Source organism: Parabacteroides sp. PH5-46 (genome assembly GCF_029892785.1).
GTDB lineage: Bacteria > Bacteroidota > Bacteroidia > Bacteroidales > Tannerellaceae > DFXE01.
Genome location: NZ_JARXXA010000027.1, coordinates 1 through 18,332 on the forward strand (window position 1 = coordinate 1; position 18,332 = coordinate 18,332).

General features: G+C 41.0%; 11 protein-coding genes, 1 tRNA gene and 1 pseudogene. 11 read left to right on the plus strand and 2 right to left on the minus strand.

All coding sequences use genetic code 11. The annotated features are described in order from the left end of the window. Positions 1-330: 330 nt before the first annotated feature. A tRNA-Val gene (locus tag M2470_RS17830) sits at positions 331-405 on the plus strand. A gap of 292 nt (positions 406-697) precedes the next feature. Further along, positions 698-1,921, plus strand: a complete 1,224-nt coding sequence (locus M2470_RS17835; RefSeq protein ID WP_280746325.1) for a site-specific integrase — start codon at positions 698-700, stop codon at positions 1,919-1,921. 163 nt (positions 1,922-2,084) lie between these two features. Here the strand turns inward: M2470_RS17835 and M2470_RS17840 are convergent, their stop codons facing one another. Continuing rightward, positions 2,085-6,023, minus strand: coding sequence for a hybrid sensor histidine kinase/response regulator transcription factor (locus tag M2470_RS17840; protein WP_280746326.1), 3,939 nt, complete (start codon positions 6,021-6,023; stop codon positions 2,085-2,087). 344 nt (positions 6,024-6,367) lie between these two features. On the opposite strand from M2470_RS17840, the gene M2470_RS17845 reads away from it, so the two are divergent. The 8 genes from M2470_RS17845 (at position 6,368) to M2470_RS17885 (ending at position 17,459) form a co-directional block, all read left to right on the plus strand. Next, on the plus strand, positions 6,368-7,126 hold the full coding sequence (locus M2470_RS17845; protein ID WP_280746327.1) for a DUF1080 domain-containing protein: 759 nt from the start codon (positions 6,368-6,370) through the stop codon (positions 7,124-7,126). Between the two features lie 43 nt (positions 7,127-7,169). After that, a complete protein-coding gene (locus tag M2470_RS17850; RefSeq protein WP_280746328.1) occupies positions 7,170-8,504 on the plus strand; it encodes a Gfo/Idh/MocA family oxidoreductase in 1,335 nt (444 codons plus the stop codon). Between the two features lie 150 nt (positions 8,505-8,654). Beyond that, positions 8,655-11,639: a TonB-dependent receptor gene (locus tag M2470_RS17855; RefSeq protein ID WP_280746329.1), complete on the plus strand. Its 2,985-nt coding sequence runs from the start codon at positions 8,655-8,657 to the stop codon at positions 11,637-11,639. 27 nt (positions 11,640-11,666) lie between these two features. After that, the gene (locus M2470_RS17860) at positions 11,667-13,235 is read left to right on the plus strand and encodes a RagB/SusD family nutrient uptake outer membrane protein (RefSeq protein ID WP_280746330.1); all 1,569 of its coding nucleotides are present in this window, start codon (positions 11,667-11,669) and stop codon (positions 13,233-13,235) included. 117 nt (positions 13,236-13,352) lie between these two features. Next, on the plus strand, positions 13,353-14,714 hold the full coding sequence (locus M2470_RS17865) for a Gfo/Idh/MocA family oxidoreductase (protein WP_280746331.1): 1,362 nt from the start codon (positions 13,353-13,355) through the stop codon (positions 14,712-14,714). Between the two features lie 79 nt (positions 14,715-14,793). After that, positions 14,794-15,768, plus strand: coding sequence for a sugar phosphate isomerase/epimerase family protein (locus M2470_RS17870; RefSeq protein WP_280746332.1), 975 nt, complete (start codon positions 14,794-14,796; stop codon positions 15,766-15,768). A 767-nt stretch (positions 15,769-16,535) separates the two neighbouring features. Continuing rightward, positions 16,536-16,976 (plus strand): hypothetical protein, encoded by a 441-nt coding sequence (locus M2470_RS17880; RefSeq protein ID WP_280746334.1) that lies wholly within the window; start codon positions 16,536-16,538, stop codon positions 16,974-16,976. A 150-nt stretch (positions 16,977-17,126) separates the two neighbouring features. Next, on the plus strand, positions 17,127-17,459 hold the full coding sequence (locus M2470_RS17885) for a helix-turn-helix domain-containing protein (protein ID WP_280746335.1): 333 nt from the start codon (positions 17,127-17,129) through the stop codon (positions 17,457-17,459). Positions 17,460-17,552: 93 nt separating this feature from the next. Here the strand turns inward: M2470_RS17885 and M2470_RS17890 are convergent, their stop codons facing one another. After that, complete coding sequence (locus M2470_RS17890; RefSeq protein ID WP_280746336.1) at positions 17,553-17,678, minus strand: hypothetical protein; 126 nt, start codon at positions 17,676-17,678, stop codon at positions 17,553-17,555. Between the two features lie 133 nt (positions 17,679-17,811). On the opposite strand from M2470_RS17890, the pseudogene M2470_RS17895 reads away from it, so the two are divergent. Beyond that, positions 17,812-18,309, plus strand: a pseudogene (locus tag M2470_RS17895) (aminoglycoside adenylyltransferase); the annotation flags it as partial. Positions 18,310-18,332 lie beyond the last annotated feature (23 nt).

The following is an 18,332-nucleotide window of genomic DNA, read 5'->3' on the forward strand; positions in this document are numbered from 1 at the left end:
AAATTTACGAATAAATATCTACTTAAACAACTGATACCCAATGTTTTTCAACCTTATCATAACTCTTTACGATAATTTCCTAACAGTTACTTAGACTTTGAACTTTTTTATCATTAAAGAATATATCTCCAAAGGTAGGCAAAATAAAACAGGATTTCCACATCCCCTCCTCCTGCTCCTGATTGAGAAAAACAATCCTCCCCCCTCAAAAAACCTCGTCCCCCACCCCTTTCCAACATTTTTTTCTAAAATATTTTCCAATAACATTTGGAGATAAAAGAAAAAGCCCTATCTTTGCATCGCTTTTCAGAGGAAATGCAACAACAAAAAGGGCGTTTAGCTCAGCTGGTTCAGAGCATCTGCCTTACAAGCAGAGGGTCGGCGGTTCGAATCCGTCAACGCCCACAAAATGGCAAATTCCAAAGAAGACAGGAGAAGCCAATAAAAGACAAAAAGTCTGTTAGTCAGTAGATTAGCAGACTTTTTTTATTCTACCCTCGGACAATAAAAGACAATTTAGGACAGCAGTTGAGTGACCAAAAAGTGAGTGAAACGGCTTGGTCGATTTTGGGTCACTTTTTCGCATTTTAATCGCTGGTAACTAGTGACTTATAATGACCTAAATTGGCTTATTTAAGAGCTTTATTCTTTAAGTGATCATGAATAATTTTGTCGAATCATTAAAAAAGAATGAGCAATGAAAAGTACGTATCGAATCCTTTTTCTTATCAGAAAGAAGAAATTAAACAAAGATGGTTTAACCAACATCATGGTCAGAATCAGTATTGGTGGAGAAAAAGCAGAATTCAGTTCTCTGCAATTCGTTAAGCCTGAAATGTGGAATCCACTTGGGAAAGTTATGGGTAAAACCAAAGAAGTCCAACAAATCAATGACTCTTTGGATAAAATAAAAATAGCATTAGATAAACACTACAAAGCTATTCTTGAAAAAGACGGTTATGTTACTGCTGATAAGCTTAGGGATACCTATTTGGGTAAAATAGTTCGTAAGCACACAGTATTATCTTTATATGATATAAAGGTAGAACAGAAACGAAACCTTGTCGGGAAAACAATTCGTGATACTACTCTCGCTAAATATCTGGCAACCAGAAAACGTGTTGGCGATTTTATGGTATATAAATACAAGAAAGAAGATATGCCAATCCGCGATATAGATTTTCAGTTCGTAACTGATTATGAGGTTTATTTGAAATCGGTCTGTGGATGCGGGCATAACTCAACGGTCAAGCATCTACGTTATCTGAAACAAATTGTCACCAACGCACTTAAAAACAGATATATTACTATTGATCCTTTTGATGATTACACATTGGGGTATAAACCTGTAAAAAAGGAGTTTTTGATTGAACCTGAAATCAAGAAGTTGATGAATAAGAAATTTGAATCGAAGCGATTAGAAGAAGTACGAGATGTCTTTTTATTCCAAATTTTCACAGGATTGGCTTATATAGATGCAGCCAATCTAACAGAAGATAATATTATAGAAGATAGCTTTGGGCAGAAGTGGATACAGCTAACCCGCCAGAAATCTTCTGTTCAGGCAAATATTCCTCTGTTAGATGTTCCTTTGTCTATTCTAAAAAAATACAGAGGATTAGAAGATGGAAAACTCCTACCCATTCATACCAACCAAAAGATGAACGAATATTTGAAAGAAATCGCCTCTTTATGCGGCATAAACAAAAGGCTTACAACACATTGCGGTCGTCACAGTTTCGGGACGATTATGTTGACCAAAGGCGTTTCTATCGAAAGTGTTTCTAAAATGTTAGGTCATACAAATATCACTACTACACAGATTTATGCGAAAGTTCTTAACCAGAAGATTTTTACGGAAGTGAATAAGGTCAGGGGAGAATTGGATGGCTTGGCGAAGTATTATAAGCAGAGGAAATAATTTCTATTGCTTTTATCAAGGTCGAGAATTTCGACCTTTTTCATCTTCTCATAGTATATTTTTAGGATTCATTTTGACCAAATCGTTTAAATAGATTTGGGAAACCTAACGAATATCTAATACATTCTATAAAATAAAAGTAGTAAATATATTTCCTCCATTCCTAATTTGATTTAATGTATTCAGTAGGGGTAACTCCAAATTGTTTTTGAAATGCTTTGCCAAAGTATGATTGTGAGTTAAACCCGACTGCTTCTGCTACTTCATATATTTTCATTTTTTCTTTTGTCATGAGTTCTGCTGCTTTTTTTAAACGTGTAATACGAATCAAATCATTGGGAGAAAGATTAGAGATTGCTTTAATCTTCCGGTAAAGTGTAGGGCGGCTCATATTCATTTTATCGGCCAACATTTCCACATCAAGATTCATTTCTGCAATATTTTCTAAGATGATATTATTTAGCCGTTCCAGAAAGTTTTCATCAGCCTTGCTATAAGCCATTGATTTCATATTAGCAATGGGCGAGTTGAAATAGAACTTGCGGATGTTGTTACGGTTATTAAGAAGATTTGTCACCTGTGCTAGGAGAATATCCATCGAAAAGGGTTTGTCAATATAGGCATCTGCTCCTAACTCGAGCCCTTGAAGGCGTGATTGATCGGTATTGCGGGCTGTCAATAAGATCACCGGAAGATGACTGTATTCGATATCCATTTTAATTGTTTTCAATAGCTCCAGCCCATCCATAACAGGCATCATGATATCACTTATAACCAACTGAACGGTATTTACCTGAAGTAAATGAAGAGCCTCTTTCCCATTGAAGGCCGTAAAAACATTATAAAGAGTACTGACTTCCTGCGCAACGAAATCCTGCATTTCATTATTATCTTCTACAATTAGAATAGCAGGTCGATCAGGCTCTGAGTGGTACATTTTCAGATTCTGGTCGGACACCTCTGTGCTCTCGTATGCTTCTTCTCCGTTTAGTCGGATAGAATCCGGTTGGTTAACAGGTAGTATCAAACGGAAGGTATTAAAAGACCTATCGTCTATCAATTCAAGTGTGCCTTGATGCATTTTGGCTAATGACCGTGCGAGAGGTAGTCCTAATCCTGTCCCCGGTTTATGTGCTGATTCTTCACCACGGTAGAAAGGCTCGAATATCTTTTCAGATATTTCCGCAGATATTTTTTGCCCATCATTGCTTACATCAAGTATAAATGAGTCCTGTCCTTTTGAGTATTTCAGAATAATTATGATTTTAGTTTCCGCATATTTGAGTGCATTTGTCAGCATATTACTGATGATCTTCGTACAGGCTTCTCTGTCGATATATACATCGGCGTTATTAATCTGACTATGTATATCGAACCTTAAGTTTTGCTGTTCTGCGGTATGCCGGAAACGGGTACATATATCATTCAGCAAATCAGTAATATTTACTTTTATAAAAGAGAGCCGATAACCTTCCAGTTCTGTTTTTCGGAAATCAAGTAGCTGATTGACCAGATTTAAGACCCTATTGGCGTTTCTCTCTACTGAATTTAAGTAACCCTGTGCTTCGGTACTGATAGAGTTATCTTTCATCACCTTCTCTAATGGAGACTTAATAAGCGTTAGCGGTGTTCGTATCTCATGGGCAACATTGATAAAAAAATCTATTTTGGCCTGATAAAGTTCTTTCTCTTTTTTATCCTCAAATAGTTTGATGCTACGTTCCATCTTTTGTTTATTCTGTAACCAAAAATATCTAACAATCAGGTGAGCGAGGATAACAGAAAGAAGAAAATAGATCGTATAAGCCATGGTCGATTTCCACCACGGTGGGTCTACAGTAATATGTAATTCGGCTGTTTCATCATTCCATATGCCTGATACATTGGCACCTTTTACCTGGAAAGTGTATTTTCCTGGGGAAAGTTTAGTGTAATAGGCAGTATGAGCGTTTTTCAGATAATTCCAGTTGTTGTCAAGCCCCTCCATTCGGAAAGTATATTCGGTAATATTGGGTGCTATGTAACTGAGTGATGAGAAATCGATGCTGAATGTTGACTGATCGTATCCTAACTGCACATGATTGGTAAAGGAGATCGGAAATGCCGGAATACTTGTTCCTGTTGTTTTATCGAAAATATTCATCTTCGTCAGGTAAACGGTTGCTTTCCTGTTTATCATTTGTATTTCCTCGGGGCGGAAACCAATCATCCCTTTTACCATTCCAAAATACATCTTTCCAGTGTTGTCTTTCCAGGCTGAATTATAATTGAATTGGTTCGTGATAAGTCCATGATCCTGTGTGAAAACCCGGATAGTACCATTCTCGGGTTCCAGATTGACTAATCCATTAGCCGTGCTGATCCACATTGTATTACACGAATCCTGCAAAATTTTGAATGTCGTATTGCTGGGCATTCCTTTTTTCATATCATACCGGATAAGTTCACCTGTTTGCGGATTGTATTTTTTCACTCCTGCAAAAGTCGCAAACCAAAGATTATGTTGTTGATCCTCTATAATATCATTTATTACATTTTCGCTGAAAGAATTTATAGAATCGAGCTTAAAAGCTCCATGATCGCCTACCAGGGGATTGTAGTAGAAAAGCCCAACACTGGCAGTCCCAATCCAGATTGTACCCCGATGGTCTTCAAAGATGCTTTGAATCCGGTTGTTGACAGGTGACTGAGGAAGCAAACCGAATTTATCATTCTTTTCATCATAGACATAAGTACCTTTGGCTGTTCCGACCAGCAACAATCCGCTGGGGAGTTTTTTCATAATAACGATCTGGCAGCTTTCAGGTAGTTCATACCTTTTGATCACTTTACCAGTCAGGATATGAATCAACTCAATCCCATTGAGCGACCCAATCCACACATGATCGCCATCGGCTACAAGTCCGTGGATATTCATACGGGAAATACTATAAGGATCTTCCGATGGAGAAAAGTTTGTGTATATTCCTGTCTTTGTGTCGAGTTTATTGACCCCTGCATCTTCGGTCCCTATCCATAAATTGCCATACTGGTCGGTACATATGTCATGTACAAGATCGCCTTTCATTACATGCTCGGCAGGATAGGCATAGTATTTTTCGAAAGGCTGGAATGGCGAGTAGTAATTAATTCCACCCGCATAGGTTCCAATCCATATCCCGTTTTCATGGTCTCGATATAGGTGATAAAGAGAATTGGTTGAAAGGGAGTATGGATCGAAAGGACGCTTTTGTATCATTGAATATACTCCGGTAGAAGGTGTATAGATGAACAATCCACTTTCAGATGCGATCCACACTTCGTCTTCGGAGGTTTGAAGAAAACCCTGTACGGTTAATTCATTTTTCTTTACTTCTTCCTGTAAGATATCATGATAAGTATTTGTCCGTACATCGAATATTTTAGCTCCATAAATAGAGGTACCTACATATATTTGTTCACCGGTAGGGTTTGCATAGGCTCTGGTCAGATTCCGAAGGGTGGCTTGGGATGAATTGGCAAAGAGGTCGTGACCTTTCATCTCGCCGTTTTCCATCAATTCATACAACATCCCGTTCGACAGGGTTATCCAAACACTTCCCTGTGGCGAAATACAAAAAGAAGTTGGTGTACCGTTATCCGGTAACGTATAAGGTTGAAAAGTATCGAGTCCGGGAGTATATTTTACCAATCTGCTGTTAAGAAAAAGCCATAGATTTCCATCCGCGTCAAATGCAAGATCGGTCGCTCGCATACCCTTAGAAAAAGGTATTTGTTCGAAAGTTTCATCGTTTCCGTTATATTTGAACATACCATTATAGGTGCCTACCCACAACACTCCTTCTTTATCTTCTGCTATACCGACAATGTAACTGCTCCCAATAGCCTGGAATTCGTCGGGATTATCACGAAATATCCGGAAAGAATAACCATCGAAGCGGTTGAGCCCGTCACGGGTACCAAACCACATAAATCCATGCCGGTCCTGATGTATGCAGTTAATAATATTATTGCTCAGTCCATCCAACACCTGATAATGTTTGAAATAATACTGGATGGAATGAGCAGGCAAATACATTTGCAGGAACAGAAACGAGAGGATTATTTTTGTTATTTGCTTCATCTTTATCGAACATTTTGTTGGCGATGTTAAGATAGAAGTTTTTTGAATATGCATTTTGTAATTTCTGTTCATTCTTTAGTTTTATTGCTTCATTTTGACCGCCGATCATCCTATTATCTTTTTATCTCTCTGACTTCTGAATAAAGCGAAAACGTCTTCGGTTGCTGATAATAAATCATATACGGTTTGCCATAGTGTCTCATTTTTGTCCTGATGTTTCAACGGAGGGGATTAAAGAGTATTTTGAGATGAATTTACCATTTTTAGATAAAAGGAAAGCACGAAGAACGGGAGGTGCCGCCTTAGCTTTGTCCCATCATTTTAATCTTAAAAAATAATATGTTATGGTAAGAAAAACATTTGTAATGTTATGCCTTTTGAGTGGCATTACTTCCATGATGGCCCAGGGACAGCAACAGCAACGCTGGGATCCGAAAAGTACAGAATGGCACTATCCTGTACCGCCAAAAGTTAAACCAGGCAAAGTTCCCGGTGCACCTCCATCCGATGCGATTATCCTGTTCGATGGAAAAGATCTGTCACAATGGGAGTCAGCAGATCGTGAAAATCCAGGACCGGCAGAATGGAAAGTTCAAAACGGCGAATTGATCGTTGTACCGGGAAAAGGAACAATAAAAACAAAAGAATTTTTCGGCGACTGCCAGCTACATATTGAGTTTAAATCGCCGAGTCCCGGACCACACAACGGACAAGACCGTGGCAATAGTGGTATCATGTTACAAAGCCGTTATGAAATACAGGTGCTTGATGGAGATAACAATCCAACATATGTGAACGGTATGGTGGGTAGCGTATACAAACAAAAAGCGCCCGAGGTGAATGCCTATACTATAAACGGCGAATGGCAGGTGTACGACATTTATTGGAGAGGTCCCCGTTTTACAACCGGAGGAGAACTTAAAGAGCCGGCAATGGTCTCTGTCGTACTGAACGGTATCCTTATCCAGAACAATTATGTACTGAACGGTTCAACTCCTTATATCGGATTACCTAACTATACACCTCACGGACGTATGCCACTGACCCTGCAGGATCATGGTACTGAGGTGGCTTTCCGAAACATTTGGATCAGAAACCTATAGAATTTCAAGTCGAGGATAGTATTAATTAAAAATCTAATAACGAATGACAACACGAAGATCATTTTTAAAGAACTCCGGCATGTTAGCCGCCGGACTGGGCATGTCCTCCCTGATCACTCCAAAGGCTATGGCAGCAATGAAACAAAGCGCACCGAGCGATCGTGTAAATGTGGCTGTGATTGGGGTAGGAATGGGGTGTGCCGACCTGAATGGTATTCTGCAAAACGAATGGGCACATTGCTTAGGGATGTGTGATGTGAATCAGGAACGTTTGGAAAGCCAGGCTGCTGATTTCAAAAAACGTTTCCCGAACCAAACCGGAAATATGAAATTATATAAAGACTTCCGGGAAGTACTGTCGAATAAGGATATTGATGCGGTTATTATCGGTACACCCGATCACTGGCATACCTATATGTTTGCAGAAGCAGAGAAAGCAGGCAAGGCAATCTATGTGGAGAAACCGGTTGCCAATTCGATAGCCGAGTGCCATGCAATGATGGATTTCCAGAATAAATATAAAAATGTAGTGACCACAGGCTTGTGGCAAACCAGCCAGCGTTATTTTCGTGGTGCAAATGATATTCTTCGCTCGGGAGTTCTTGGTGATGTTTTCAAAGTACATATATGGTTGTGTCAGGGTACAAATCCACGTCCGGCTGTGGGCGACAGTTCCGTTCCGGCAGGTATGGATTGGGAGATGTGGTTGGGACCGGCCCCCGAACGTCCTTATAACCAGTCACGCCACCGGAACTGGCGAAGTTACTGGGATTATGGTGGCGGACAGCAAACCGACTGGGGTGTTCACTGGATAGACTCGGCATTTGATGGTTTGGAAGCATTGGGGCTAAATAATCGTACATACCCGAAAGCGGTTTTCTCGAGTGCTTATAAACATCCGCAATCGGCAAATGAAACGCCGAGCGTACAGAGCACGATTTTCGAATACGAGAACTTCCACATTGAATGGGCGCAACAGGTAGCCCATTTATACAATCGAAATCAAGGCGTAGCATGGATTGGAAGCAATGGAACATTGGTATGTAACCGAGACGGATATGAACTGATTCCGGTAAAATCACGCGAGGGTGAACCGTTAGCGCAAGCTTACCAGATGACAGGACCATTCGAATACCGAGGCGTGATTGATCATGCAACAAACTGGGGAGAATGTATCCGCAATAAGAATATTAAAACAAACAGCCCGATCGAAAAAGGAGCTTTTGCGACCATTTTAGCTCATATGGCTAATATTTCCTATCGGACGGGAACAAGAGTGGTGTACGACCCGAAAGCACGTAAATTTGTCAACAATAGTGCAGCTGATGCATACCTGAAACCAGCTTACAGGTCGCCATGGAAATATCCGACATTATGAACTATACATAAATAATTACAGATAGTCAGATCGATGTAAAAGCCGTAAAAACCACAAATATCAGCCGGGACGGAAAATATTTTTCTTGTTCCGGTTGAGACGGCTTTTTATTCCACAAGTATTTATCACTCAAATTCTAATAATAATATTATGAGACAAAGTTATATTCAAGTACGAAAAGGTAAAGAAGGTATTTTTCTTCCGAGATGGTTCTATTCTTTACTTGCGTGTGCAGTGTTAACCTTATTATGTGTTCAACATGTAAAAGCACAGACTATCACCATCAAAGGTGTTGTTCAGGATGCCGCGACGAAAGAAGCGATTATTGGAGCAAATGTGATTCTCAAAGGGACTACGACAGGGGTCGCTACGGATTTTGACGGTAATTTCGAACTGGTAGCTCCTGCCGGAAGTACTTTGGTAGTCAGTTATGTCGGGTATGTGGAAAAAGAGGTGACGACTAGCGGTTCCACTCCATTAACGATCTTACTTGAAGACGATACTTTCCTGTTAGGAGAAGTAGTGGCTATCGGTTACGGGTCGCAAAAAAAGAAAGAATTGACCGGATCGGTAGCTGGCCTGAAGGAAAACGACCTGAATAAAGGAGTCCAGACCAACCCCATGGGTATGATGCAGGGAAAGGTTGCGGGATTGAATATCTCGAAGCCCAATAGCGGGGATCCGAATGCCGACTATGTATTTCAGTTGCGTGGAACTTCCTCTTTACAGGGAAATACATCGCCGTTGATCATTATCGATGGGATCCCGCAAGGTGATTTGTCGGCCATTCCACAGGATGATATCGAAAGTATCGATATTCTGAAAGATGGTTCGGCGGCAGCCATATACGGTACACGCGGTACCAATGGGGTGATTTTGGTAACAACCAAACGGGGGAGTGCTGGAAAAATGTCGACTTCCTACCGGGGATATATTTCAACCTCATCTATTTTGAACAAACTGGACATGCTGAATCGGGAAGAGTTTCTGGCCAATGGAGGAAACGACCGGGGAGCCGATACAGATTGGATTGGTGAATTAACCCGTACTCCTTTCATTCATTCGCATAATTTATCTATAACAGGGGGAACCAATCAATTTAATTATCGGGCATCTTTATCTTATAAAGACAATCCGGGTATTGCTATTAAGACCGGTTATAATGAACTGATCGGGCGTTTTGCCGCAAATCAGACATTACTTGATGGACGTATATCGATTGCTTACGATGCGACTTACCGCCGATACAACCGTGAATCGTCAAACAACGATAACTCGGCGTTTAAACATGCCACCCATTATAATCCGACTGCTCCGATTTATGATCCTGAACGCGATGATTCAGGAGGTTACTATCAATTGGATGTACAGAATTATTCCAATCCGGTAGCTCAACTCCGGCAAAGCGATCGTGATACCAAGGGAGGCACCTTCCAGGGGTCTGCCCGTATCGGTGTGAATATTATCGAGGGATTGCGTGCACAATTGTTCGGCTCGGTTCGCTATAATGACCAGGCGCAAGGCACGTATTCATCGCGGGAAATATGGAACACTTCATCGTACGGATCGGCTACCCGTCGTTATAATAACCGTAAGAACGAAACGATCGAAGCTACTCTTGACTATATCAATTCGTTCGGTAAGCACAACCTTGTCATATTGGGAGGATATTCTTATGAACATAACTTCGATGAATGGTTCCAAGCAAACAATACAAATTTCGATTCCGATGTATTCTCTTATTACAATATTGGCGCAGGTTCAAATCTGATCAATAATCCGACACAAGGGATGATGGAAAGTTTCATTTCACAAGATAACCTGGCATCGTTTTTCGGACGTGTGAATTACAGCTATGACGAGCGTTATCTGCTTTCTGCTTCTATTCGTCACGAAGCCTCCACCCGTCTGGGCGCTAATCATAAATGGGGAACATTTCCGGCTGTCAGCCTGGGATGGCGTATGAGCAACGAATCGTTTATGAAAGATGTTGACTGGATCAATGAACTTAAAGTTCGTCTTGGTTTTGGGGTAACGGGTAATATGCCATCCGACAGTTATAAGTCACTGCCGATGATGGGAGTTGTGGGACGCTATTATGATCATTCGTCAGGCAAATGGATTAGCGCCTATGGCCCCACACAGAATCTAAATGAAGATATTAAATGGGAAAAGAAAGCTGAATGGAATCTCGGACTCGACTGGGCTGCATTCAATAACCGTCTGAGTGTGACGATCGATGCGTACACACGTAAGGTTTCCGATCTGCTCTACACCTATAAAGTACCGACTCCTCCGTACCAGTATCCTGAAATGCTTGCTAATGTAGGGGACGCTTCCAGTAAAGGGTTGGAGTTTGCCATCTCTGTAGTGCCCGTGCGTACACGGGATTTCTCCTGGAATAGTTCGGTCAACTTCTCTTTCAATACAAACCGGATCGAGAAGTTCAGTAACGATCAATTCCAGACCGAATGGATAGAAAAAGGTTTTCTGGGAGATGGCGACCTGGGAGGATTAAATAATACACCATTGCTTCGCTTGGTTCCTGGCGGAAAGGTGGGTGATTTTTACCTGCCTGTGTTCAAGGGATTTACAGAAGAAGGGAAATGGATATTCGAAGATCTTAATAACGATGGCTCTTTCTCCTTCGAAGACGATCGTCGTTTCGTAGGAAATGCACAACCTGACTTTATTGCCGGTTGGAGCAATGAATTCTCGTATAAAAATTTCGACCTTTCTTTCACATTGCGTGCTGTAGTAGGCAATGATGTATTCAATGTTGGACGGATGGCACTGGAGAATCAGAGTATCGCCGGACAAGAAAAGAATATGTTAAAATCAGCGCTGAATTCACCTTTGCGTGATGCAGGTTTCCCTTCTGATTACTATTTGGAAGACGGTTCGTTCCTGAAAATGGATAATATCACTTTAGGTTATAACGTGCCGTTCAAATCGAACAATTTCATCAAGGAAATGCAGGTCTATGTGACAGCACAGAATCTGTTTACCATCACGGGTTACAAAGGAGTAGACCCGGAAGTAGATATGGTCGGAGTCGACAATATGGGTATCGAACGGACTCGTTACTTCCCGACGGTTCGTTCCTATGTGCTGGGATTAAATGTTACTTTCTAAATCGTTATCATAAAAAGCAATTACATTATGAAAGAGTATAATTATATATTTTTGTTATTGATCGCATTCACAATGGGATTGATTAACACCGGATGTACCGATATGGATGAAGACACGATGGGACGAATGACTTCAAAAGATTTCTATGCCGATCCGAATCTTATCCCTCAGGCCGTAGGGGCAGCGTATGCTGAATTACAGGCTTATCAGAACCACTGGGGAGTTTGGGGATTCCAGACCGTTTCTTCCGACGAGTGCGTGGTGCCAACCCGTATTCCCGGAAACGACTGGTATGATGGCGGCGTATGGCAGAATCTGCATAAACACCAATGGGAAGTGAGGTTAGGACAACTCAATACATTATGGGTTTCTATCTATTCCGGTATAACAACCTGTAACCGGGTAATCACCGATCTGGATACATACAAAGAGTTTATCGATGAAACAGTGTACGGACGTTACCGGGCGGAAACAATCATCCTGCGTTCGTTCTATTATACGATCTTGCTCGACCTTTTCGGCAATGTGCCTTATGTGGCCGATTATGAAGGTGAGATTACTTCCTATCCGCAGACACCTCGGACAGAGCTTTACGAAAAGGTACTGAACGACATTCTTTCCAACGTAGAGTTTCTCGACGAGAAACCGGATCCAGTGAATTACGGTCGTTGTACGAAGCCGATGGCGTATGCAATGCTTGCGAAGCTTTATCTCAATGCGAAAGTGTTTAAAGGTGCTTCTGCCTATGATGTGAACGACATGAACAAGGTGATCGAATATTGTAATCTCTTGATCAAACATGAAGATTATCAGATTGTAAGTGATTTTCTCGAACCATTCAAGGTGTATAATGAATCATGTAAAGAAAATATATTTGTTGTGCCGATGCAGAACGGTATCAATTCAAATGGCGACTACGAATTCCACTTTCATAAATTTTCGGGACATCCACGCTTCCGTGATGTCTTCGGTATTCTTGTAAGTGGATGGAACGGTGGATGTGCCACTCCCTCTTTTATGGATATATACAGTGACGAAGATTACCGTAAAAGAGCTACTTTTCTTTACGGACCCTGCTTCACCCCGCAAGGTGAACCGGTTGCTAATCCCGACCTGCCGGGCGAACAATTGAATCTCACGATCGAGGTCGAATCGCTCGAAGCAGCACGTAAATGGAATGGCGCGCGTATTCAGAAATATGAGTACGAGTCAGGAATGAACGGCAATATGAACAATGACTTCGTTATCTATCGTTTGTCCGATATCTATTATATGAAAGCGGAAGCAATCCTGCGTGGTGGCAATGCTTCGCTGGCTGAACTCTGCAACGATGAGGGATTCCAACTGATCCGTCAACGTGCTGAACAATCTGTCTATACTCCCGAAACACTGACACTCGATGAGTTGATTGATGAACGTGGCCGTGAGTTTGCCTGGGAAGGCTGGCGTCGGCAGGACCTGATCCGTTGGGATAAGTTCTCGAAAGGTGCATGGACATTTAAAACAGCTCAGGCGGATAACACTCGTGACCTGTTCCCGATCCCATACGATCAGATCACAAAGAATCCATCCTGGAAACAAAATTCGGGATATTGATACAATGAAAGAATCAGATGTAAGTTTATAAGTGTAAAGGCAAAAGATTGTTAAGGAGAGTATGTAGTGTTCTTTCGAACACTACATACTTAATCTGATTAAAAGTAGAAAGATAATATGAAGAGAAGAGATTTTTTAGCAGGGACAGGGCTTTTAGGAGCAGCCCTTCCCTTAGGATTGACATCCACATTCGCATCATCCTGTTCGGGAAATACGAAAAAAGGAAAAGTTCCTTCTTTGTCGGCCGAAGAACTGGGCATGTATTCATTCGTTGAAAGTGCCCCCGATGGTAAGCCGCTAAAAGCTGCCCTTTTGGGGTGTGGGAGCCGGGGAACAGGGGCTGCAACACAATTTCTTGCAGCAGGACCGAATGTGTCGATAGTAGCATTAGCAGATGTCTTTCCAGACCGTATGGCGGAATGCAGGAAAATATTGGTAGAACAATCCAACAATCCGGTCGCCGACGCAAATTGTTTCCTGGGATTCGATGCCTATAAAAAAGCAATGGAGGCAGACGGAGGTGTCGATGTGGTACTAATCTGTACCCCGACTCATTTTCATCCCGAACAGTTCAAGGCAGCAGTAGAGGCTGGAAAACATGTGTTTATAGAAAAACCAGCTGCAGTCGACCCGACCGGAATCCGCACTGTGTTAGCTGCAGCAAAGGTTGCTGCGAGTAAAGGTCTGACGGTCATCACGGGAAATCAGCGGCGCCATCGTCGGGATTACTGGGAAGCATACCAGCAAATATGCAATGGTATTATCGGTGAGGTCGTAGCCGCCACTGCTCACTGGAACACAGGTGGTGGGTGGAACCGTTTTCGCCGCCCCGAATGGACCGATATGGAATACTGCATTCGCAATTGGTTCAATATTAAATGGCTGAGTGGTGATCATATCCTTGACCAGACTGTTCATAATATTGACATTGCTACCTGGTTTATGGGTAAACGTCCGGCCCATGCTGTTGGTTACGGTGGTTGTGCCCGTCGCGAATCAGGAGATATTTTCGATTTTTTCAGTATTGATTATGTTTATGATGATAACAAACGAATGCTTGCATCAGCCCGTCAGATTTCCGGATGCGACAGTAATGTTTCGGAACGGATATTGGGCGCGAAAGGAGTAGCCCTGCTCAACGATGAGAATAACATCGAAATTGTCGATTACAGCGGTAATACGCTTTGGAAATACGACTATGCCAACAAACCGGTACGCAATCCTTACGAACAGGAACATATCCATCTGGTCGAATCGATTCGCCTGAATAAGAAGATCAATCAGGCGGAAGATCTTGCTTATTCTACTCAAGTCGCCATACTCGGTAGGGAATCTGCCTATACCGGAAAACCTTATACTTGGGAAGAAATGATGTCTTCGAATTTGCGTTACGGACCTACCGAGTATGCTCTCGGTCCAGTCAAAGAATATCAAGAAGGAACTATCTCTGTTCCGGGTATCCCTTCGAGAAATGGTTAACATGTAAACTTAATAGATCGATTCTGGCACTGGTCCTGAAATGCTCTTGAGTATTTAATACTATATAAATAAAAATACTATGTTTGAAAAGAAATTATCAAGACGGGAAATGCTCAAAAGTTCCGGACTGGCACTTCTGGGTAGTAGCTTTCTGGGTGTCAGTTCCTGTGTACAGGCATCTACAGATAAAGCTAAAAACGTTACATCGGCAAAGGATCTTCCTTTTCGTATCAGTCTTAACACCTCTACTATCCAAGGATATAAGCTGGGAGTAGAGGAGCAGATTGACCGATGTATTGAAACTGGTTTCGACGGTATTGAACTGTGGGTTCGCGATGTGGAAGATTACATCAAACGCGGCGGTTCACCCGAAGCGTTGGCCGAACGAATGAAAAAGGGAAACCTACTATTGGAAAATATGATCGGTTTCAGTAACTGGATCTCCGACGACGATCTTCTCCGTGCCGAAGCATTGAATATCGTGTGGCGAGATATGGAGTTGACAGCACGGCTTGGAGGTAAATTCATCGCCGCCCCGGTACAAGGTATTCGTAGTATCGAAAAGGAAAAACTTCCTGTCTATGCCGAACGCTACCGTAAAATATTGGAAATCGGCGATCAGGTAGGTGTAACTCCTATCCTTGAATTATGGGGAGCAGGTGCATTGAATAAACTTTCTGATACCGCTGCTATCACCATAGGTGCCGCTCATCCGAAAGCAACCATGCTGCTCGACTTCTATCATCTCTTCCGGGGAGGCAATTCTTTCGAATCGCTGCGCCAGATCAATGGTTCCATCTTGCCGGTCTTTCACATCAATGATTATCCGGCTCAACCCCCACGCAATGAGCTAAGAGACTCCGACCGTGTATTCCCCGGTGAAGGTATCTGTCCTTTCAGGGAGGTCTTGCCTATCCTTTACGAATCCGGCTTCCGTGGCGGCCTCTCTGTTGAACTGTTTAACCGGAGCTATTGGGAAACAATGGATGTAAAAACAGTTCTTCAAAACAGTTATGACAAAACCGCCCGTGTTATTTCTGAGAGTGGAGTCTGATACTTTACGAAAGTTTTATTATTTTAATGTTAAATAGTCTAAATAATCCCCTGCTATGACAACGTTAATATTCCATTTTTTACAAAAAAACAAAAAGAGCAGCTTTTACTAAATATCTTTAGAATAGTCGAGAAAGAAGTCAGTTTTGAAAATAGCTTTCTACTTTCCCGACTATTTTTTATCTGATACCACCCTCTTATACTTAATAATATACATAAGCAAAATATAAATACCCTAAGGGGGGGGAACTTTGGTTTGAAGGTGCTTGTATTCACGCTCTCCTGCTGATAAACCCTTCTCATCCAAATAGATTAATCTGTATGCAAATTGCGAGTAAATCTCAAGCAAAAAGCATTCACGGTTTTTCACATGTGTCTTATATTTAACTTATTAACATTTCATGTTTGAACCAAGGACTCTTTGCTTATGAAAAAACTAATTGAATACTCTCTTGGAGTATCAGAAATGGGAAAGGAGATTTGGATATATAAGATAACGATTTTTCATTTAGCATAAAACAGGACTTCGGTCTGATCATAAATATTCACTTTAAAATTTTATGCTTATGAACGAACTGCTAAGAGAAAGGTTAATCAGGTTATTATCTGAACCTGCGCAAGTCACAAACGAAGAAATGAAAAGTGCCTATGGCTGTTTTTTGGAACAAGTAAGAAATGTCAGCCAATCCGAACAGAGCCACATAGAAATCTTTCGGATACTGAGTATTACTCGTATTGAGTTAGTATCTATAGAATTGCTTTGTCAGTATGGGAAGGGGGAAAAATGCCCTGAAATTCACCTTCCTAAAAAAGGTAATTTTGCTCCTTGAATCCGAAATAGAACTACTTAAACTCAAATTCCACTTTTTACAACCATTACAACAACCAATTGAGCAAACATTCAAATCCACTTTATCACTCATCCCTAAATTTCCGAATCTAGGAATAATGGGTATGACAGAATTACTCACTTCTATAGAATTGTTGGGTGGTATTAATGAAGCAGGTAAAAATCCTTCGAAAATAGCATTTGCCAATGTCTTTGAACAGAGCTTCGGATTTAGTTTCAATGACATTTATGATTGCCAAAGGGAACTTTTTAAACGAAAGCCCTATAACTTGACTAAAACACTTGATGCTTTAAAGTCAGTCCTTGTAAAAGAATACAATAAACGAAAAGTCCAAAAAGATAAAGATGGAAAAAGATGATTTTGTAATTAGCTGATATACTATTCCTTATAAATTCGAAATAGAGGGTCTGTACCAGATACCTCTATTTTTATTATTTCATTCTACCGAGCTTTGTCGTACCAATGCATTGGAATTAATTGAGTTATTAATTTCAAAACAAGTAAAATCATGTATATCAATAATGAAGATTTTGATAAATGGATGGAGAAGCTATCCAAGAAATTGAATGAAATTGGTCAGGACTTAAAATCCCTGATTAACACAAGCGAAGTATTCAGCGAAGAGGAAAAACTGTTGGATAACCAAGACTTGGCATTTCTCCTGAAAGTATCGTATAGAACGCTCCAACGATATAGGACAAGTAAGAAATTACCCTATTTCATGATCGCTCACAAAACCTACTACCGCACTTCCGATGTACAGGAATTTGTCCGTAGCCACATGGATTTCCAGACTTGGCAGGAATTTGAAAAGCAGGCGGATTCCAGTAAAAGCACCTAAGTTTCACACAGAACTCTCTCCAACAAATATTTTTCTTTTCGAATGTCCCCTCACCAACTCCTTGGGGGACTTTGAAAAGGAAAATATTTCATTTTAAATCTTAATCTTAAATATGTCATAGATGAACTTATATCTACCTACCCGGTTTTCTTCTTTTTGTTTTCCGTTGTCGTTGCTTTTCTTCCTGTTCTTTCTCTTTACCAAAAGTAACACCTTCATAATTTTCACTCTACGGCTCCATTTGTGAAAGTTGAAGCCTTTCAACTCTTTAAATGAACATCAATACCTATATAGATATTTTGTCCTTCAAAATTTAGTCTTTTTCTTTGTGTAAGTTTATCGTAGCAGAGAAATGAGTAAAAAGAATAATATAATAAAAAAAGAACTTACCGATAAAGAAAGTCTTTTTATGATTTTGGATATGTTAGAAGAACTAAACATCCGTTACTGGGTTGACGGAGGTTGGGGTGTTGATATCCTTATTGGTGAGCAAACTAGAGAACACCGGGATGTTGATATTGACTTCGATGCAACTTCTGAAACTATATTGATTGACAAGCTAGAAGAACTTGGGTATCAAATTACGACTGACTGGCGACCGGCTCGGGTAGAATTATCTCATCCCATACATGGACATATCGATATTCATCCGTTAATAATCAGCGATTCGGGCGATGCAAAGCAAGCAGATCTGGAAGGAGGCTGGTATCATTTTAAAGCTGAATATTTCTCTGAAGCATTATTTGAAGGCAGAACAATACCCTGTATTTCGCTTGAAGCACAGCGTATCTTTCACAGCGGGTATGAATTGCGGGAAGTAGATAAAGAGGATTTGAAAAAACTGGAAGAAATGGGCAAGAGCAAACCCGTTCA